Raw genomic sequence first — 19,801 nt, 5'->3', positions numbered from 1 at the left:
TGGGGTTCGGATCCGGAATGACCTGCTGGCGGCGCCTGGCGGAATGGAACGAGGCCGGGGTGTGGCAGCGGCTGCACGAGGAGCTTTTGGCCGAGCTGAACGCGGCCGGGAAGCTGGACTGGTCGCGTGCGGTGATCGACAGCTCGCATGTGCGGGCGGCGCGACGCGGCCCAAAAGCGGCCCGAGCCCGGTCGACCGCGCCCGGCCAGGCTCCAAGCACCACGTGATCACCGAGGGCGGCGGCATTCCGACGGCATTCAGCCTGACCGGCGGCAACGTCAATGACGTCACCCAGCTCCTCCCACTGGTCGAGGCGATCCCGCCCGTGCGAGGCAAGCGCGGGCGCCCCCGCCGCCGGCCCGACGCCCTGTACTCCGACCGCGCCTACGACTCCGCCCAACACCGCGACGAGTTGCGCGACATGGGGATCGACCCGCAGATCGCCCAACGAGGAACCGGCCACGGCTCCGGACTCGGCGTGATCAGGTGGGTCGTCGAGCGCACGATCGCCTGGTACCACGGCATGCGACGCCTCCGCATCCGCTGGGAACGCCGCGCCGACATCCACGAAGCGTTCCTCGGCCTGGCCACCTGCATCATCTGCTACCGACACATCAAAACCCTTTGTTAGGAACCCTAAGTGCTGAGACCGACGATGCTGCTCAACCAGCACAGGTGAGGTTCGTGGCCTCCCTGGAAACCTGGCCTATCATCAATTGGACGGTCAGCATCGGGCTCATGCCGCGCTAGCGCCCAGCCTGGTTATCACGCGGGCACGTCTCCATGACGACGAAGCTGAGGTGCAGAATCAGGAGCTCGATACGGAGGACGATCAGCGGCCTGCGCTACTGAACCAGACGCGAGCGGATATCGGCGACGGGGTGCCCGATGTCGACGAGCGTGCTGGGGTCCGGCCCATCCCGCAGGAGCGATTGCCCGACCTTGGTGTGGGATACGAGCAGCGACCAATGACCGGATTCGGCTTGGGCCTTCCTGCGCCACGTGTCGATCATCGGCAGGCCGACGTAGGCCGCGCCGTCGCCCGCCGGCCACGTAACATCCACAACGCCAGCGTCGTTGCGGACGCACCATGCGTGTTCGGTTCCCAGCGAGCCGACCGTTATCAGCGCGAGGCCTTCCGCGTACACCAAATCCGCATCAGCATCGGCCAGCTGAGATGCGTTCTGCCAGCATCTCCGATGCCCCCACCGGACGGACTTCGCATAGGGCACCGAGCTCTCCCAGAGCCGTCCTTCCGCCAGCAGCAGCTCCGGGAACGATCGGAAGCGCCAGGTGCCGGAACTCGGCGGCGACTGTCTCTCATAGAGATCAGCCATATGCTCCAGAAAGGCGATGAGCTGTGCTCCCGCTCCGCTCACGACGCCGCGCCCTTTCGCCAGGACACACGGCAATCGTAGCTCGCGTAGAGTGAACCGGTCATGACTCCGGCTGACGAGGGTCACTGTTGCGCACTGACGGACGAGGGCGCATCGTGCGTTCCTGGAACCGGTTGCTTTCCACGATGCGCAGCCGGTGGCGCATTCTGCCGACGACCCTCCGCGTGCGGAGGTTGGTGGCTGACGTGTGCCACTCGATGTCCCGCGTTTCGGACGAGACCCGCGTGCAGGTCACGGTGATCTCAACGAGGTCGCGCGGCCAGGCTGGTGCGCAGTGGGTGAGTACGAAATCGACGCCGACCGCGCTTTCATGTGGCTCCAGATGCGGGTGGACAACCTGCCAACAAGCCGACTCCAGCAACGCCACCAGATAGCCCGAGGCAAGAACCGTCTCTCCCCGTTCGAGGAGTGTGCCAGGAAGAATGTGGGGGACGGTGAGCTCCTGCTCAATCCTGCGATGAACGGTGTGCGTTGTCCCAGCGTTCAATCCGGGTTTCATGCCAGGTCTCCTTCCGAATCGCCTTCTCCGAGGAACCACAGCTGACGCAGACCGCCGCGCGAAGCCGAAGAGCACGTGCGGGCGAGCTCGTACAGTGGCGGGTCATCCTCCAGCTGCACGAACCGCACGAAGACCGGTGCGCGTCCGGTAAGGATCGCCAGGTGGCCCCATGCTTGGTCCACGTCCCATGTGAGGACCCACAGCCGCGCGCCGCGGCTCACGTATCGACGCATCGCGCGCCTCCTTTTCCTGCTAGTGGCCGTAGTCGTAGCGACAGCCGTCGGTGTCGTCGTCTCGGTACAGCTCGTCGATCCGCTCCTCTTCTCGCCGGCGCTCGTCGTCGACGTGTCGTTCTTCTTCGGCGCGGGCTTCAGCGGCACGTCGCTCGTCGTCGTCGAATCGTTCCCAGGGAGCCGGGTGCATGGGGCAACTCCTTTCCTCTGGATTCAGTAGCTCAAGCCGTCATCGAGATCGGCGTCGAGGTCGTCGTGTAGATCGGCTTCGAGGTCGTCGTGTAGATCGGCTTCGCCGGCGAGGATCGCTGCGACCGGGTCGTGCTCCGGCGCTCCACGCAGATAGCCCCGGAGAACCTCTTGATCGCCGTCTGCGTCGTTGGCGGCGGCCGGTTCTGGGGTGGCGGCGGTGGCGGTGATCGGGTCGACGCCGGCGTCGGTCAGCAGCGCGCCCCACAGAGTGTTGAGCTGGTCGCGGCCATCGGGTGTGGGCATGGTCCCTCCCGGTCATGGTCAGCCTGCCGTGGTGTCGGTGTGTTCGGCCGCGGTAAAGCGGTCGACCCGGCTATCGGCGCCTGCTGGGCGGTGGTCGCCGTCCAGGCACGACGGGTGGGTCCAGTCGCGGACCATGCGGTCGATCGCGCCGGGCCTCCAGTGGTGATGCCAAGACTGGGCGTCGCGCGGGTGCGCACTGCGGCCGAGGTTGGCCGCCCGCCAGGCCGCCGCCAACGTCGCGATTTCCATCGCCAGGCCCGGGTGCTGCTCCCAGCACTCGGGGATCCGCTGCGCGCGACCGGCACCGAAGTAGGTGAGGTTGTAGAACTCGACGAACGCCCGGACGTTGGTGCGGGGATCGTTGGTCGTCGCAGGCGGCGGGACCCATACCCATGGTGCGGGCTCGCTGCGTTTCCGCGTCTCTTCCTGCATCACCTCGCCGAAGGCGCGTTCCAGGTCCTGCACTTTGGTTTCGGTGGCGCGGAGGCGTTGGATGACTTCGGTGAGGATCGCGTGCAGCTCGTCCTGCTGGTCGCTCGTCGCGTCATCTGGCTCCAGGGCCTGAGGTTCGGGGATCTCCTCGTCAGTCACGCGTTGCTCACCTCCCGGATCGGACTTCCATCGGCTCGGACCGCTGCCGATCCTGAGCGCACCGCGGCGATGTCGGCCTTGATCTGTTTCCAATCACGCCGCTGCGTAACGTCGACCAGGCGTGCTTCCAGCGGCCGTAGATGGCGGTGGATGAGCAGGACCCGCTCGCGGCGCAACATGCGGACAGCACCAGGCCGGTAGACGGGAGCATCCTCGGTACTCAAGGTTGCGCGGCCCACGCTGAGCGCGCCGTCCGCGTGCTGCTGAAACCGGAGTCGCTCGTGGTGTCCAGCGAGGACCGAGATCCATTCGAGGGTCCGCTGATCTTTCAGTCCACTGTAGATCGAGAGGGCGGTGGTGTTGTCGATGAGCTGACGGGCACCGAGCTGGTCGTAGGCCTCTTCCAGCTGCGCGATGGACTGGGCGGCCCAGTGCACCAACACACCGCGGCCCGCGGAGTCAGCCAAGATCTTCGGCAGTTTCGGCACGGGCGTGGCGATGGGGAGTTCGTCGAGCATCGTGGACACCGGAGGTTCGAGGCGGTTGTGCTCGGTGTGGAGGGCCATGTCCTGCGCTGTGGTCAGCCAGAGGTCGGCCAGCGCGGTCAGGATCGGTGCCGCCAATGCGGCTTGCTCCCGGCTCGCGATCAGATAGAGGGTGCCCCGTGCGCGGATGAACGCCTCTGCGTCGAACTCCTCGCCCGCCGGTGGGGAGCACAGCTCCCGGAGGTTCGGTTGCATCAACGGCTCAAGCGCCCGCCGCACCGACAGCCATACCGCGTCGCTGGTCTCGGCGACCATCGTGACCTCCTGGCGGAGGTTCTTGGCCAGCTCTGGGGCGTGCGGCATGAGGAGTTGGACCGGTTCGGAGGCGCGCGTAATGGACCAGTCGACGAGAGCGTCCACTCCACGCCGGGCGTTGGCGGCGGCCAGCAGGTATGCCTGCAGCACCACCTTCGCCCTGTTGCGGAACACTTTGTCGTTCCCGCTGACTCCCTGCAGGTCAGTGGAGGACGCTCCGACCATCGCCTCAGCGCGACGCCACGCGACGTCGGGGTCCGTGCAGCCGGCCACAGGCGACCAACGGAGTTTCGCGGGCCACCTGACCGACCCCGTGACGTCGAATACCAGCACCGGTCCTCCCACGTCGCGAATCCGCGACAGTGCCGAGAACTCGAACAGATCGGGCTTTGTCGTGGAACACAACAACGCACCGCCCGCAGCCATGACCTTGTGGACCAGATCGCCTCTGCTTTTGCTGGACTGCGTCGGCGCGACTGCCCCGGTGGGGTTCTCCAACGGCAGCCACAACGCACGCCCGTGGGGACCGTCATGACTCGGGACTGCGACCTGCTCGATCGGTGCCCGCTGACGCTCCTGCCAGGTCATGCTCGGTCGCGTCCACTTCGCGGTGCGCCTAGCCGCGGAGCGTGACAGCTCGCGTCGGATATCCGCGCGGCTGGCGTGTCCCGATGGCATCGGGGCGAAGGCCCGCCACACGATCCGGCTGACCGCGGCGATCGCGACGGCGGAGGCCGTGGCGCCGCTCGCGGTGATTGCCCAGTAGGTTCCGGCACGCCCTGCCAGTACCGGTCCCCAGGGAGCCGGGATCGCGTCCTCGAGGTGCCCTGGGTGGGCGAGGATCGCCAGCGCCGTGGTGAGCCACGTTCCGACGGGCGGCAGCTGCCATGGGCCTCCGCACACGGCGGTGGCCACGACGGCGCCGGTGGTCAGCACGGCGGCGGCACCGAGAATGGCTCCGACGAGAGCGAGCATCACGGCCATCAGCGCGAAATCGCGCCGTGCCATGGGAGAAGTGACGGCTCCGGTTCGACTGCTACTCACGTCCTCGGTTCTCCCTTCAGAGGTGGTGCGGGAATGGCCGGTTGCGCTGGCCGGCGGATCGACACGATTTCCCCGGCCCAGGCGCGAACGTTCTCCAGGACGACGCCCTTGGTCTCGTCGTAGGCGTTCACGAGTAGCCCGTCGCCGATATAGACGCCGACGTGCCGAGGATTCGAGGGGCTTCCGAGGCTTCCGGGGATGAACAGCAGATCGCCTGGCTGCACGGCGGCGAGGCTGGGCACCGCGGCCCCGGCGGTGACCTGAGTCGTGGTGCCGGCGGGAATCGGCACTCCTGCTGCGGACCACGACGCCTGCGTCAGCCCGGAGCAGTCGTACGCGGCGGGCCCCTTCGCGCCCCACACGTAGGGCTTTCCCAACTGTGCCAGGGCAAAGCTCACCACGGTCCGCTGGCGTGGATCTGGGGGGAGTGTGAAGCCGGGTGGAAGCTGGGCCGGGTCGAGGGGAACGTTCGAGGCGCCTTGGTCCGGGCAGCCCGTCACGACCGGAGACAGCCCCGCCTGTTGTGCCCCTGGCGGCGGCCCGCTTGGCGGGTTGTCCGGTCCGGTCCAGAACCGGTCGACCAGTGCGGTGGCCTGAGCCTCGCGCTTGCCGTAGCGGTCGGGGAACGCGCTGCGCTGAACCCGCTGCGCCGCTGTACCGAGATCATCCCAGTCGTCTTCAAGGACCAGCCTGTCCAGGAACGCCCCGGTGGCGTAGGTGGGAGTGGTGACCTCCGCCGGGGTCCCCCAGCCCATGCTCGGCCGCTGCTGGAACAGACCCAGCGAATCACGATCTCCATAATCGACGTTCACCAGATCTGATTCGACGATCGCCGTCGCGATCGCGATCACTGCCGCGCGCCGGGGCAGGCCTCGGGCTGAGGTGGTCGCGATGATCGTGTGCGCGTTGGTCATCTGCTCGTCCGACCACGTTCGGTCGCCCAACTGCTGCTGGCCGCCGCCAACGCCGCCCGTCCTGGTGCAACCGCCGGTGCCGCCGCCGGAGAGCACCGTGCCCATCACGAGACCTACTGCGACGATCGGCGCCGCCAGCAGGTACAGCGCGACGGCCACGGCGGGAACCACGATGCTGCGCTTCACCGGTCACCGCCGACCCCGCCGCAGCTGCGCGTTGGTGTCGAACAGGCGTCTCTCCACGTGCGACAACACCGTCTGTACCTTGAAGCCTGGCCGGTTCTCCAACTTCCACAGGGCCCGGCCTCGACGCTCCATCGCCCACCCGGTGATCTGCCGGTGCTCCTCCTCCCCCAGCCCCAGGGCTTCAGCCAGCTCTGAGGCAACGTGGGTCGACTGGCCGGCGAGGATTCTCGTGCTGCACAGGGCCATCAGTTCTCGGGCGATGGCGGCCTCCTGGCTACCTGCGTCCCCCACGGTCAGCAGATCGGAGGGCTTGTGCAAGACCAGAATCTGGATCTGCTTCTCACGCCGTGAGAGCCGGATATCGGAGTCGACAGCCTGCACCGCTTTGAGGCCCAGTCTCATTTGCCGCCAGACTTCGTCGCGGATCACGATGCGGATATCGCCGTCGGGCTGCAGGTCAGTCGCCGTCGCCGACCACGATCCCAGGACGGTCAGAGCGACCCCGACCGCTTGATCTCCCCTGGCTTTCAGCCGCGAGAGATCCATTGTCTGGATCGGCGCGTCCCAGTCGAGCCGAATGTTCGTCGGCGCGTCGAACAGTCCTGCCAATGGGCCGCTGATCAAGTTGCCGAGGGTGTCAGTGATCCCGCGCAAATGGTCGAGGAACTGACGTTCTGAGCCGAACCGGGTGTCACGCCACAGCTGCTCGTCCGGCCGCGCGAGCTGGGCATGTACCCCAGGAATCGTCACCGGCGTCAGGTTCGTGTTGCCGTCTCGAATGCCGGTCAGGCGTCGCAGGATCGCGGCCAGCACCATCTCGTCGGTCTGGTCGACACGGTGCCCCTGCGCTTCGGCCAGCGCGGTCAGCAGCTGGACCCACCGGCCCAGCAACCCAGTGACGGCCTCACGCTGCTGGGCTGCGGTGAAGCCGTCCCACCGGCTCGCCAACGGACCGAGGTCCAAGGCATTCACCCGGGCGGTCATTCCACTGCCGAGGATGATCGGTTCGCATCCCAATGCCCGCGCCACGGGACTGTATTCGCCCTTGACGTCGCCGCTGACGAGGCTACGGACGCCGAACAGCATCATGCGCAGTAAGAAGGCGACGACCGTCGAGGATTTGCCCTGTCCGGGCTCACCAAAAACGATCAGGTTCGGGTTGGCGACCAAGGACCGCAGCACCCAGTCGATCGGCGAGCAATAGAACGATGAGCCGGAGAGCGTGTCGTATCCGATTCGCGCGCCTGCCACCGGCACTCCGTGTGACACCAGAAACGGCCACAACCCTCCGATGTCACTGGTTGTACTGCGGTAGACCGTCAGTGGCGCCGGTACCGGAGACCAGCCTGCACCCGGCCTCGCTCGACCGCGTCGCGGCGCGACCGCACGGTTGACCCGTTCCCGCCGCCGAGAGCTCCGCTCCGGCGCCGCGACGTGCCCTTGAGAAGGCGTCAGAGGTGCTCCTCCGAACGTCCCGAGCAAGTCGGCGACGGTCCGCTCTTGCGCTTCCGATCTCCTCACAGCAGCCCCTCCCGCACACGGGGCAGCCCCACGCCCACCGGCACGCAGGCAGCGACAAACCCGCTATCCTGCGCGAGCTCCAGACGCAGCAGCCGGAACCGGCCGGCGATGTCGCTTTCCATCCGAGCAGCATGGTCCTCAATGGACTCGTCAGAGGGCACTGTGATCGAGGCCGACACCGCGTAGCGCACCAATGCGTGTCCGGCGTCAACCGCCTGCTCCTGGGCTCCGGCGGTCCTGGCCAACCGCGAATCCGTGGCGGTTCGCGCGAAGCCCCGCCGCGCCTTGAGCTCGTGCGCCAGTCCGGCGGCGAACCGCTGCCGACGCACATCCCGGCTGGCCGCGGTCTGGGGCAGGATCTCGTAGTGGATGGCCAGTGTCCGCCTCTCGCCCGGTGACCGGATCGCCAGAAGCGGTCCCAGCGAACCGAAAGTCGTGCCGGTGGGTGGCATCAGCACGCTGTAGGACACTGACGTCGATCCGTCATGGTGGTAAGCCCGGCGATCCGGCGACGGTGCTCGGGTGGCGCCGGCGGCAGCCAGCGGCAGACCCCGGTCATCGCCAGCGTCGCCTGTCAGCCGGGCGGAGGTCAGCACGGCCGCGGCCTGTGGGTTGAAGGCGGTGCGGATCGCCTCGGCCATCTGCGCACCGTCCAGCCACTGCACACTGCTCGCCCCGAGGCTCCGCAGCGGGTCCTCCACACCATCGAGCGCGCGATAGAGGACCGCGGCACGCCCGTCCACTCCTCCGCCCGCGGCGCGCGCAGGCCGGCGCAGGGCGTCCTCCGTCGCGGACACGGTGACGAACACCTCGTGACGCACACTGGCTTTGCCGATGATTCGAGACAGCTCGTCCGCGGCCTCGATCGCCAGCTCGGGTGCGTCCGGGGCCTGGTGGCGGGCTCGGTAGATCGCGTCCTCGACTCCGTCATCGGGCACGCTGCGCACGACGACCGAGACCCGGTCGATGACGCCGCGCTGCCCGAGAGACCGCAGCATCGTCCCCAGCCTGCTGGCGAGCATCTCCCGGACCTCTGCCGAGGTCAGGCCCACGCCGGTGTGCACCAGCCGGGCTGTGGCACCCCATCGGCCATCAGCCGTGTCGTGGAGCAGGCACACCCGGCGGCCGCGGTACGGCGGCCCGTCGGGCATCGTGAACCGCGACAAGACTCCAGGCAGATCCGGCTCGTCGGGGGCCACCGGCAAGCCTGCGGCCGCTCGCGATTGCCACCGGGACCACCCGAAGACCACACCGACTTGGTGGAGCACCCAGTCCACCAACCACCGGGCTGCTGGCCTCCCCCGGACCGGCACGATCATCAGTGCCGCCACGGCCCCGCACACCAGGGCCAGGATCAGCGCGGTCCACCAGCGGCCCGCAGAGATGGCCCAAACCACCGGCACGGCCAGCGCAGCCACTGCGATCGCCCGCAGTCCGCTCAAGCCGAAGATCCATCCTGCGGACTCTCTGCGGAATCCCCGATAAACCCGCGTGGTCGTCATTCGGTCTCCTCCGCATCTGGATCTGGATGCTCGTCGTCGAGATCGCCGTCGTGTTCAGGGGCGTGATCGCCGTCGTCTGCCGGTGGGGACTGCCAACGCTGGTGGAGGCGCTGCTGCATGCGCGTACCGAAGGAGCCGTTGCCAGTCCCGGCTGTGGGCTCGCCGCCGGCGCCGTCGCTGCCCGGCCCTGTGGGCTCGTCGGGAGGCGACGCGTCCTGCGCCGGGACCTGGCCGTCGGGTTCGGGAAGATCGCCGGCGTCCGTGGTGGGGGGCTGCCAGCGTTCGTGCAGGCGCCGTTGCATACGGGCGCCGAACGCACCGCCGCCACCGCCGTCTCCGCTTCCGGAGTCGGCTGTCCCGGAGGGCTCCGGTTGCGGGGACGTGTCTTCCGGGGGCTGCTCGTCGGTTCCGGGGGCAGCGCCGTTGTCCTCTGCCGTGGTGTGGTCGTGTGGGCGTTGCTCGATGCGCGCACTGGTCGCGTCGTCGCTCCCGGCTGTGTGCCCGCCGCCACCGTCACCAACGCCATCGCTGCCCTGTTCCGTGGGCTCGTCAGGACGCGACGTGTCCTGGGCCGGGGCCTGGCTGTCCGTTACGGCAGAGTCAGGGGCTCCGCCGTATTGTTCATCCGGCGATGCCTCGGTGGAGGAGTCCGCGTCGTCGGTGTCGTCCGAGGAGCTTGCTTCGGCGGCTGCGGCCGCTGCAGCGGCGCCACCAGACGCCGCGCCGGCGGCGGCCGCACCGGCGGCGGCCTCGCCGTTCTGTGCCACCTCACCAGCTGCCTCGTCACCGTTCTCGGCGGTCTGCTCTGAACGCGGTGCGGGCTCGCCGGCTTGGGCCTGCTCGAACCGGCCTGTGTGAGCGGACTCGACGTCATCAGCGAGATCGAAGCTGCCGTGCCCGTCGCTACTGGCTCCGCCGCCCGTCATGCGCCGGTAGGCGCCGCCGATCGCGGCCATTTCGGCCTCGCGCGCGGGATTCTGGGGGCCGAAGGAGTCAACACCGTGGCTGGACAGCCACTGGCGGAAGGCGGCACCCGCGTCGGTTCGCGGGTCAACGAATGCCAGCAGCCGGAACAGCAGGAGCGGCATGAAGAGCGCGATGATGAGGACGCCGACGCCCACCATCACTCCGGGGAGCCCCTGGGCGCCGCCGAAGATCGCGACTCCCTCGACGATCACCAGTGCCAAGGCCGGTTCCATCATCATCGCGGCGAGCAGCCATCGCAGGAAAACCCAGAACCACGTGGCGGTGCCGTCAGCCAGCAGCCCGGCGGCCGCCACCGGTGATGTGCCGATCAGGAGAAGGATCGCAGCCTCGCGGAAGAGCATCTCGAGCGCGAATCCCAGCGCGGCGGGAATGACACCGAAGATCGCGATGAGCCCGAGCGCGGTTCCATGGACGCCGTTGGCCGCAGCGCTCAGGATCGAGGTGCTGTGAAAGGCCTGCTGGAACGAGTCGACATGCAACCCATAGCTCAGCAGGAAGTCCGTCATCTCGTTGGTGACGGCCAACAAGGCGGCGGACGTGGACACCGTCGCCGCCATGGCAACCCCGTACTGCACGGGGCCTGAGATCGTTCGGAGGAATCCGCGGCCGCCACGCAATGACGCCTTCGCCAAGTGGAGGAAGAACAGCCCCAGCGCGATCGCGCCCGACAGCCACTTCAGCACCGGCCACAGCACGGCGACAGGACCCTCCTGTGTGGAGACCGTGAAGGTGCCGAACTGATCCGCCAGCTGCAGAGCGCCCGATAAGATCGCTAGTCCCTGCGCCCAGATGCCCATCATGAGCGCGTCAGCGACGCTACTGCCGAAATCGCCGAGATAGCCGCCGAGGTATTCACCGACGGACGGGATCTGCAGTTCAGGGGGCATCGCGCAGCTCCCGGTAGCCGGCGCGGAGTGCGGGAGCGCTGCCTGGCCACGCACTGGGGGCAGGAGCGGCCGGTGCAGTAGGCGAGATTCGCCAGCCTTCGTCGGTGAGCCGCATCGACTGGCACTCCCCCAGTCCGCCCTTGGCGGTAGCGCCGCGGTAGTCGACAACCAGCTCCCCGAGGACGCACACCACCGTGAACCGGCCTTGATCGCCGATTCCTTTGACCAGACCGTGCGTGACCTCGTAGGTCGCGGTCAGGCCCGGGACCGGGCCGCTGGAGGCCATCCGCGCGGCGAGACGGAGATCCGCGGCAGTGCTGTGGGGCACGCTCATGCCAGGATCCGGTGCCCCGGGAAGCTGGAGTTCGCGATACGCGCGGTCGACGACGGCAGGGTCGACTCCGTTGAGCGCCACCTCCGACAACGCTTTGAGCTGCGCCAGCGCTCCCTCTGGGGTGGGAACGCGAACCTTCGGGATCCACTGGTCGCTGCTGTCGGTGGGGCGAGGGATCGTGATGAAGTCGCCTGCGCTCTCCGTTAGCGGCTGTGGAGCGGCATCCTGCACGGGAAGTCGCAGCATCGGCCGGCGCGCCAGGGCCTCCTCCGCAGCAACATCCCATCCCCCCTGGTCAGTGACTTCTGGCTCCGCCGGGGTCGGTGGTTGCTTGGGGCTGGGAGGGGCTGGCGGTGCGGTGGTGCGATGCGAGACGACCACACCGGCCGCGACCGCCGCGACGAGCAGGCCTGCGGCGATCACGGCGATCAGGTTGGCGCCGGCTTGGCGGCGGCGCGTCGCCTCCTGCGTGGGCTGGTTGCGTGTGTCCGGCATGGCTACCCCGTCGCAGCCATGTAGCTGATGAGGGTGTAGCCGAGTCCCCACGCCAGGCCGCCGAAGACGCCGACGAGCATCATCACGATCCCGATTCGTCCGGCCCGGTGGTGATCGACACCGCGGCCAGCGGACCAGACGATCACGCCCAGGAAAAAGCACGCCAGCAGAGCGAGCCCGGCCAGCCAACGGATGTTGCCAACCAGCTCGACCACTTTTCCCGACCAATCAGGCTGCTTGGGCGCAGGGTTCGGCAGCACCCACGGGTTCGTTGTGGTCGTTGGTGTTGGTGACGGTGGGAAGATCCAGATTGGCGGCTGTGCAGGGGCAGGCGCCTGATCCAGCAATACTGCTGCGGTGTGCATGACTTCGTGAAGCATCACCAGTCTCCCTTCTTTTCCTTGTCTCCTTTGAAAATCCGGGCCATACGTCCGGTGGATTCGGGGGCGAGGCCCCATTGGCGCAGCAGCGGGGCCACCGCATTCCGGAGTGACTCGGGAGTGATCTGCGATGTGATGCCCGCGGTCTCCACAGTGGAGTGGTGTGGCAGGAACACGACGCGGTCCATCAGGGCATGCACACGTCTGCCGGCGGCACCGGCAACTCCTTCAGGCCACCGTTTGGCACCGGTGACCAGCAGCGCGATCGGCTGCGCCGCGATGCCTGCGGCGATCCACGTCTCCAGCCGCGCCAGCACCTGCTCCGCAGCGCGCACTGACGGCCGTGTGGGACGTACCACCAGCACCGGCCGTGGCGTGGGACTCCCGTCCCGCAGCCACATGCCGGGCCCGGAGAGAAGGTTCGCCGCCAGGCGCCAAGCGTCGTAGGACAGGTCGGCGACGGTGATCTGCGCCGAGCCCCACATCGGAACCGGAGCCCAGCTCGGCGGCGGTGGCACCATGCCGGGAGACAGAATCGGCAGATCGGTTCTCAGCTGGGCCAAGAGACCGCGCCGTCTCCACGACAGCCGGATCCGGACGGCTTTATCCGGGCCGGCCATCAGCGGCCCGTCGGAGGCCGCCGCTACCGAGAGCCCAGAGCGGGCGGGGTCCGCGGTGTCGACCTGCAGCACCCTCCAGCCCACCAGCTGCAACGCGTCAGCGATCACTGTGGCCGCCACAGTCGCCCCGGCCCCGGGACTGGCGGGCAGCACAGGTATCACGACCCCGAGACCCGCGTCCTGCCAATCCAGATGCAGTGGCGTTTCCGGAGGCGGGGCCAGACGCTGCAGCCGCGCAGCGACCGCTGCCGATGCGATAGCGAAGGCCTCCGCCGCCTCACCGCCGTCACGAAGTGCGCTGAGCACGCCGGCATCGACGGCAGCAGCGACATCAGCCTCGGGTAGCCCCGGCCAGACCTGGCGTGCCAGGTCACGCAGTGCCTCTGCGACAGGTATGGGCTGTCTCCCCTCGGAGTCCACCGGTGAGAGGGTCCCGGCGGACTCCGAGGGGAGGTGAGCATCCGGGCAGGGGGCTGGGCCCGGATGCTCGTTCTGCGACGCGGGCGCGTTCGCCGCAGAATCTGGGACGCTGGGCAGGCCAGGAGAAGCCGTCGCCGCGCCGTCTGTGCGGTAGGAGGAGCTCCCTGCCTGCCGGTTGAACGGATGGTGAGGGACGGCCAAAACAAACCCCCAGTTTCGTCGGGTCAGGAATCCACGCACCCGCTGAGCTTTGTGTCGGCCCGGTCGTCAATTCGCGGGTACGCGCCCTCGACTATCCGAAAGAGAGCGTGGTTATTGAAGAGTTTCCTTGTGTCTACTTAGGCCATTGCTGTGTTGCTGTTTGTGACACAGCGGTCCACCTGCTCGATCATGCGAGCACGAGCGGCCACTCGGATGAATTCCGCGTTATCCGCAGGCGCGGCAAGAGAGATCCTGACTCCATAGCCGGGATAGCCGCGCACGGCGAACCCGGAGTCTGCACAGTGCGAGACGAAGGCCTCGGCCGCTGAAGGCAGCGGGATCCACACGAAGTTGGCGTGACTACGGGGAACTTGAAGGAAGCCAGCGGCGTGGAGCGCGTGGCGGACGCGCTCGCGCTCGCCTCGGATCCAGGAGCATCGGCTCTCCAGTGTCGAGTCGGCCCGCAGCGAGGCAGCGGCTGCGATCTGTGCTGGCGCACTGACGTGGAAAGGCAGGCCGGCGCGTCGCAGCACCCGGGCCAGCGCCGGGCGCGCAGCGAGATACCCCACCCTCAGTCCCGCGAGCCCGTGTGCCTTGGAGAAGGTTCGCGTCACCACGACCTGGTCATGGCCGCGTGCCACGAAGCCAACTCCGTCTGGGCTATCGGCATTCGCGACATCCGCAACGAACTCCTTGTACGCCTCGTCGACGACGACGAGGACGTTCCGACCGACGTTGGCTAGCAGGTAGTCGAGATCCGCTGCGGTCAACGCGGCACCGGTCGGGTTGTGCGGATTACACACGATCACAGCCCGTGTCGACGGCGTGACGGCCGCCAACAGCGCGTCGATGTTCGTCGCGCCGTGAGCCACGGCCACCGGCACGGCACCTGCCCGCCGCACAAGGTCGGCATACGCTTCGAATGCCGGTGCCGCGTAGACGACCTGGCCGCGCGTGCCGCCGACGCAGGTTCTGAGGACTCGTTCGAGCAGCTCCGCGGAACCTGGCCCCACGACAATCTCGTCAGGATGCAGGCGCAGCTTGGCTGCGAGCATCTCCGTCAGCAACCATGCATCGGGGTCCGGATAGCAGTGCCACCCGTCGACATCACCCCGGATCGCCTCAGCGACTCCAGGCAGAAGCGAGGTGCATTCGTTGCGGTCCAGCCTTGTCAGCGGCCGCCCTGGCATGGTTACCGCCATGGTAGCTCTCCCCGAGCCTGCGCAGCCCGCACTCGATCCAGATGGTCATCTTGGGCCTGCTGAGCCAACTCCGGCATCTGCCGGTCCAGTTCCGGGCGAGAGTGCACGTCGTCGTTGAAGGCCGGGTCCGTGCGCACTTCCCACGCCAGCACCCAGTGCCTCCGAGACAAGTTGATGGCTGCGTGCGGCACCCCCGGAGCGATGTAGACATCGTCGCCGGCCTGGTGCGGCGTCACGGTCACGGCGCCGTCGTCGGCCCAGGTCACCGTTGCGGCGAATCCGTCGAGAACCCGGACGATGACCTCGGATGTTTCGTGCACGTGCGCCGCGCTGTAATGCCCCGGGTCCATCTGCACGTCACCACTGGAAATCGCCTGTGCCCCAGCGGAATCCGCAGTCACCATCGGCCGGAGCCTCTGCCGTTGCGGCCCCATCGCCATCGGCCCGCCTCGGACCCGGACCGCACCGATGGGTACATTTCCTTTTTTCTTCGCCATAAGAAATTCTCTTTCGTGATCGCTAGAACGCGGACGAGGAAGGAGGAGCCAGGAGAAAGGCCTCCCGAAAAAAGCTCCGCCGCTGACTGCGGCGCACTCCGCCGCGCGGCACTTCCACTGTGCAATGCCCTCGACGTCCAGGAGGGCGTGTCACTGTGTCCAATAGGGAGGATCACCGAACACCCTTGTAGACCCGGCATAGATGGGTGCGGACTCGTCCGGTACTCACAGCGGTGATTGCCAGATCCGACTCTGCCTGCCGCGTCCTTACCTCAGGGTGCAATCGAACGCGCGACTGGGGATCTCGATGACGGTGGACGGGGTATCCACGGCCCACGTCTCCCCAGCGGGAATCAACAAGCCCACAACGGCTCGCCCGCCCTTGTCTGCTGGTGACACCGCTTCGAGGGCACTGCAGGTGTCTGTGGCAGCACCCGGCGACAGCTGGCCCTGCTCAGTGAAGGCCGGCAAGTCCCGTCCCGGCGAGGCTTCGCAACCGCTTACGCCGGAGACGATCCACACCGCCGTGCCGATCCCGATGGCCAGGTAGCTCCGTAGACGCCGAGAGGAACGCAAGGGAATCCTGGCCAAAGACCGAGTCTCCTTCCGCAAGCGGGATTTTCTTGAAGTCGTTCCCCTGGTGCCGCACGAGTGCGGCACCAGGGGCGCGGAGACCGCCCCCGACAGCCGGCCTCCGCTTGGCGAACCGGCTCTGCGTCGCTATGAGCGGCGAGCCGGCCAGCCGCACAGTCACCGTCGCACCGCACACACGGGCGCGGAAGTGTTGTCTCGTGTCCTGCTCTGCACCCTGCGTGTCCTGCTCGAGGGCACATCACGTTTCGCCTCGTGACGGTGGCGGAATGGTTGCCAGGCGCGCTCGTGCATCAGATGCTCGTGGATCGCCGCGATCGTCGAAGATCTCGAGAGCCGCTGTCCACGCTCGTCTGGCAGCGGCCACGTCGCCCTGGTCGTGGTGGATCTGCCCGCGGACGAGCAGTCCATCGGCAACGCCCCCGTCATCCTGCAGCTGACGCCGCCGTGCGATGCCGCGATCGACGTGGTCCAGGGCGCGATCGTGATCTCCCTGGAGACGGTAGGTATCGCTCAAGCGCACGAGCGCGAGTGCGACACCGTCAGCGGCACCGAGCTTGTCAAAACGCGCCAGGGCGCCGGTCAGCTCGGTGAGCGATTGATCGAGTATGCCCAGCCGCTGCAGGGCGGTCCCCAGCCACACCATCGCAGTCGCTACCCCAAAGTCGTTGCCGTGACGCCGGAATTCGTCGGCCGCTACGGCGGCGGTCCGTCGCGCGTCCTCGTAACGCCCCATGTCGAGGACCGTGGCTGCCATCGCACAGTGTGCCCAGGCAAGCCCTACTCGGTCATCAAGGGAGTCCCGAAGGCGCACGGCTTCGGACAGGTGCGCCAGCGCCTCATCGTGGCGCCGTAGCACTGCGAGCGCGATCCCGAGCTCGTACGCGCACCAGGCCTTCCCTGGAACATCGTGCGCGGCGTCGGCGATCGACGCCGCGGTGGACATCGCAGCGACCCAGTCTCGATACCGTGTCGTCGATGCCAGGTAGTGCCCGCTGAGCACTGCGACGCTCCATGCCGCTCTCGGCTGTCCGATCTCCGCGGCTTGCTCGATGACAGAGGCCAGTTGGGGAACGTTGAGCTCCCACCATCGCCTAGCGGCGATGGGGTTCGTTGGCGTGGCGATTAACGAGGCGACTGCGAGATCGGGTGCTTCGAGCGCTGGTAGGTCGAGGTGCGGAGCCAGTTGGGCGCTCGCTGCGGATGCCGAGTGGGCCCACCACTGCACCCAACGCCGCACTGCGAGGGCGATGGTCTCGGGCTGTTCAGTGGATTGCAGGCGCTCGGCGGCTGTTGCGCGCACCAGGTCTGCCATGCGGTAGCGATCGCGTGCGGTCTCGACGATCAGGTGCTCGTCGCAGAGGTGCTGCATCCACCGGCGAGCGCGATCCACCGGCCAGCCCGATATCGCGGCGGCAGCCTGCATGTCGAGCTCACCCTGCGCTAGTCCTGCGAACCGGAACAGCTGCGCTGCCTCACTTGGCAATCGCTCGACGGATGCGCTGATGGCATCGCGGACGCCTGCGGCGGAGCCGGGAGGCGAGACCCAGTCCAGCGGATCCTCGGCCAATTCCTCTGCCAGCTCGGTCAGGCTGCGGTGAGGATGGGCTGCGCACTGATCGGCTGCGATGCGGACCGCTAGAGGAAGGTGGCTGCACCTTGCCGCGATCGACTCGGCAGCGGCGGGTTCCGCATCGATTCGTGCCTGGCCTACGACTCTTGCCAGCAGATCGCGGGAGTCCGCCGGCGCGAACCCCTCCGCCGTCACTTGCATGGCCCCGGTGCGGGTCACCCCGTCCAGCCGGTGGCGGCTGGTCACCACCACCATGCATCCGGGAGCATTCGGCAACAGTGGCAGTACCTGCTCGGAGGAGTCGACATCGTCGAGTACGAGGAGGAGCCGGCGCTCGGCCAGCAGCGTGCGGAACAGGGCGGCCATCTGCTCTCGCGGCGTCAGCGAGAGCATCACTGACGGAACGCCCAGCGCGGACAAAAATTCTTCGAGCACTTCTTCAGGAGCGCGGCGTTCGCGTGGCCCCCACCCTCCGAAGTCGGCGAACAGCTGCCCGTCCGGGAAGTGCTCGGCGACCTGTCCTGCCCACCTCAGAGCCAGTGAGGTTTTGCCGACACCAGCGCCTCCCGTGACTACGACGCTGCGCGCCGAGCCCGGTGTGGTCTGTGCTCGCACCGCTTCCAGACACGCCAGCTCACGGTGCTGTCCCACGTGGTCGGCCACACCCGACGGCAGCTGGGCCGGCTTGGACAAGCGCAGTCCGCCGAGGGCGTCATCCGCCGCTAGCTCCAGGAGCTGGTTCTCCGCTCCGAGAGCCTCGTCGAGGTCCGCTGCGACCTGCAGCCCCGGAGTGGCCTCGCCGCGCTCGAGCTTGGAAAGATAACCGAAGCTGTAATAGACCTGGTCGGCAAGTCTCCGCAGCGACAAGTCTTTCTCCTTGCGGCGCCGACGCAGCTCACTTCCAAATGTCGCTGATGGCGCCCGACCGCCCATATCAGTCACCGCTTCTTCCTTCCATTGTGGACACCGTAGATGTCCTCCACGTACTGTTGCGGCGTCGTGCCCCTGGCTCGTTGTGCAGCCTCGCTGCACGGGCCCTTGACCGGGCACGCGGCGCAGATCTTCCGCGCGGTGGCGGTGTTCTCGTCCCAGTAGCGGGGGTCGTGATCGCGGCACGCTGCGTCGGAATGCCACGCCGGAGGCGCTTGGCCGCCCCATACGGCCAGTGCCAATGTGACCCAGCCCCGCGCAACCCGGCGGGGAACCTCGCCTCGTTCAATCCGTCCCGGGCCCATGACGCTCACGTCCCCGACCGCAGCAGTACGCGAAGCCAGCGCAGCTGGGAGCTGAGCTCAGCGACTTCCTGCTGCGAGAGTTCCGTTGCTACCACGGTCCCGCCGACCGCGCGGGCGACAAGGTTCCCCAGCAGCGCGGTGAATGGTTCGGTGAGATCGCGCCGAGAAAGGGCGTCGCTTGGAAACGCATGCTCGACGCGCACCATCACGTCCGGGTCGCCGGCCAGCTCTCCGCCGAGCAACCACCACCCGCCGTCGTCAGCGGGAGCGTGGGTCCACAGCATGGGCAGGTCCGCGATGCACTCCGTCGACCAGCCGGCTGCCCTCATCGCGGTGCGCAGGTCGTCGCCCATCACGAGACCTCCACATCGGACCCGGCTGGGCGCGGTCCGACGTCGTCTCCGAGGACCAGCCACATCGGCAGTGGTTTGGTGTCCTCGTCGGCCCGCGGTGCAGCCGTGACACCGAGCGCGCGATAGACCCAATCGGTCCACGGTCCGGCAGGCCCGCATCCTTGCACCGGCTCTACCGTCAACCCCACGAACTCCACCTCGCGCCACCCGGCCGGCAGGACGGGCGGCTCATCAGCAAGGATCTCCACGCTTACCGTCGTCTGAAGCTGGGACACCAGCGCCAAATCCACAACCGTCAGGCGCCACACGAGTTTTCCCGATTCCGCGTCGACGCTCTGCGACGCGGACGCGCCGGCCTGATCGTCGACGACCACTTCCGGTTTCCGGGATACCAAGCGCACCCCCATCGGGAACGCCTGGCCATGTGCGATCGGGAATCGAGCTCCGAAATGAAAGGCTGCCATTCTCTCCCCAAACGTGTGCCAGACAGAACGCGCGAACCGCGTTTCCGTCTCGGATCGGAACCAGACTTGGCAAACGGGACGAGCCGACTCCACTAGCCCAGGAGACGCCGCTCTTAACCTCGGCGCGCGTAACCCTCTGTGTCTGCCGAGATTCAGGATGCGACCCGACAGCGCCGCCCCAGATGACCCCTGCCAGCCTGTTTTCGCTACTGCGTGCAATCAACGCTCTCCGAGCGAGGACCACTTCAGGTCTACAACGTCGCGCTCAGTAACACCACACAGCGTGCGCAAAACCCGCCCATGATCACACTAATGGAGCAACGAAAGCTCTTGTGTCATAACCGTTCGTGTTCATCTATCAATAGAGCCGTCACGAAAAT

The 19,801-nt window shown here is 67.6% G+C and carries 20 protein-coding genes and 1 pseudogene; 1 reads left to right on the top strand and 20 read right to left on the bottom strand.

Features of this window, described 5'->3' with window-relative positions; genetic code table 11:
• Window positions 1–631 (top strand): annotated as a pseudogene (locus E1288_RS40010) (IS5 family transposase); the annotation flags it as partial.
• Window positions 632–845: 214 nt separating this feature from the next.
• Here the strand turns inward: E1288_RS40010 and E1288_RS40005 are convergent.
• The 20 genes from E1288_RS40005 to E1288_RS39915 form a co-directional block, all read right to left on the bottom strand.
• Complete coding sequence (locus E1288_RS40005) at window positions 846–1,379, bottom strand: hypothetical protein (protein ID WP_132493889.1); 534 nt, start codon at window positions 1,377–1,379, stop codon at window positions 846–848.
• A 58-nt stretch (window positions 1,380–1,437) separates the two neighbouring features.
• Entirely contained in the window at window positions 1,438–1,896 is a 459-nt protein-coding gene (locus E1288_RS40000) for a thioesterase family protein (protein WP_132493888.1), read from the bottom strand.
• Window positions 1,893–2,129: a hypothetical protein gene (locus E1288_RS39995; protein ID WP_132493887.1), complete on the bottom strand. Its 237-nt coding sequence runs from the start codon at window positions 2,127–2,129 to the stop codon at window positions 1,893–1,895. Before E1288_RS39995 ends, E1288_RS40000 begins: the two co-directional genes overlap by 4 nt.
• 19 nt (window positions 2,130–2,148) lie before the next feature.
• On the bottom strand, window positions 2,149–2,319 hold the full coding sequence (locus E1288_RS47525) for a hypothetical protein (protein WP_165968516.1): 171 nt from the start codon (window positions 2,317–2,319) through the stop codon (window positions 2,149–2,151).
• A gap of 23 nt (window positions 2,320–2,342) precedes the next feature.
• Window positions 2,343–2,624 (bottom strand): hypothetical protein, encoded by a 282-nt coding sequence (locus E1288_RS39990; protein ID WP_132493886.1) that lies wholly within the window; start codon window positions 2,622–2,624, stop codon window positions 2,343–2,345.
• Between the two features lie 18 nt (window positions 2,625–2,642).
• Window positions 2,643–3,215: a hypothetical protein gene (locus E1288_RS39985; protein WP_132493885.1), complete on the bottom strand. Its 573-nt coding sequence runs from the start codon at window positions 3,213–3,215 to the stop codon at window positions 2,643–2,645.
• Window positions 3,212–5,023, bottom strand: a complete 1,812-nt coding sequence (locus E1288_RS39980) for a type IV secretory system conjugative DNA transfer family protein (protein ID WP_132493884.1) — start codon at window positions 5,021–5,023, stop codon at window positions 3,212–3,214. The genes E1288_RS39985 and E1288_RS39980 overlap by 4 nt, the downstream gene beginning before the upstream one ends.
• Window positions 5,024–5,055: 32 nt before the next feature.
• A complete protein-coding gene (locus tag E1288_RS39975) occupies window positions 5,056–6,159 on the bottom strand; it encodes a C40 family peptidase (RefSeq protein ID WP_235884139.1) in 1,104 nt (367 codons plus the stop codon).
• 3 nt (window positions 6,160–6,162) lie between these two features.
• Complete coding sequence (locus E1288_RS39970) at window positions 6,163–7,410, bottom strand: ATP-binding protein (RefSeq protein WP_235884138.1); 1,248 nt, start codon at window positions 7,408–7,410, stop codon at window positions 6,163–6,165.
• 266 nt (window positions 7,411–7,676) lie between these two features.
• Window positions 7,677–9,182 (bottom strand): SCO6880 family protein, encoded by a 1,506-nt coding sequence (locus E1288_RS39965; protein ID WP_132493883.1) that lies wholly within the window; start codon window positions 9,180–9,182, stop codon window positions 7,677–7,679.
• Entirely contained in the window at window positions 9,179–11,056 is a 1,878-nt protein-coding gene (locus E1288_RS39960) for a hypothetical protein (protein ID WP_132493882.1), read from the bottom strand. The genes E1288_RS39965 and E1288_RS39960 overlap by 4 nt, the downstream gene beginning before the upstream one ends.
• Window positions 11,046–11,885, bottom strand: coding sequence for a hypothetical protein (locus E1288_RS39955; protein ID WP_235884136.1), 840 nt, complete (start codon window positions 11,883–11,885; stop codon window positions 11,046–11,048). The genes E1288_RS39960 and E1288_RS39955 overlap by 11 nt, the downstream gene beginning before the upstream one ends.
• Window positions 11,886–11,887: 2 nt before the next feature.
• On the bottom strand, window positions 11,888–12,268 hold the full coding sequence (locus E1288_RS49350; RefSeq protein WP_235884135.1) for a hypothetical protein: 381 nt from the start codon (window positions 12,266–12,268) through the stop codon (window positions 11,888–11,890).
• Window positions 12,265–13,305 carry a hypothetical protein gene (locus E1288_RS39945; RefSeq protein ID WP_207954819.1) on the bottom strand — a complete coding sequence of 347 codons (1,041 nt, stop codon included), beginning with the start codon at window positions 13,303–13,305 and terminating at the stop codon, window positions 12,265–12,267. Before E1288_RS39945 ends, E1288_RS49350 begins: the two co-directional genes overlap by 4 nt.
• A gap of 338 nt (window positions 13,306–13,643) precedes the next feature.
• A complete protein-coding gene (locus tag E1288_RS39940; RefSeq protein ID WP_132493881.1) occupies window positions 13,644–14,708 on the bottom strand; it encodes a pyridoxal phosphate-dependent aminotransferase in 1,065 nt (354 codons plus the stop codon).
• Window positions 14,699–15,112, bottom strand: coding sequence for a cupin domain-containing protein (locus E1288_RS39935; protein WP_165968515.1), 414 nt, complete (start codon window positions 15,110–15,112; stop codon window positions 14,699–14,701). Before E1288_RS39935 ends, E1288_RS39940 begins: the two co-directional genes overlap by 10 nt.
• Before the next feature lie 925 nt (window positions 15,113–16,037).
• Window positions 16,038–18,302: a helix-turn-helix domain-containing protein gene (locus E1288_RS39930; protein ID WP_268952014.1), complete on the bottom strand. Its 2,265-nt coding sequence runs from the start codon at window positions 18,300–18,302 to the stop codon at window positions 16,038–16,040.
• A gap of 5 nt (window positions 18,303–18,307) precedes the next feature.
• Complete coding sequence (locus E1288_RS50595; RefSeq protein WP_408014310.1) at window positions 18,308–18,604, bottom strand: WhiB family transcriptional regulator; 297 nt, start codon at window positions 18,602–18,604, stop codon at window positions 18,308–18,310.
• A gap of 5 nt (window positions 18,605–18,609) precedes the next feature.
• Window positions 18,610–18,957, bottom strand: a complete 348-nt coding sequence (locus tag E1288_RS39920) for a hypothetical protein (protein ID WP_207954818.1) — start codon at window positions 18,955–18,957, stop codon at window positions 18,610–18,612.
• Window positions 18,957–19,421 (bottom strand): hypothetical protein, encoded by a 465-nt coding sequence (locus E1288_RS39915; RefSeq protein ID WP_165968512.1) that lies wholly within the window; start codon window positions 19,419–19,421, stop codon window positions 18,957–18,959. Before E1288_RS39915 ends, E1288_RS39920 begins: the two co-directional genes overlap by 1 nt.
• Window positions 19,422–19,801: the final 380 nt, after the last annotated feature.

This window comes from Saccharopolyspora elongata (assembly GCF_004348985.1).
GTDB lineage: Bacteria > Actinomycetota > Actinomycetes > Mycobacteriales > Pseudonocardiaceae > Saccharopolyspora > Saccharopolyspora elongata.
Note: the sequence above shows the minus strand (reverse complement) of the source record. Positions and strands in the feature narration are given on the sequence as shown.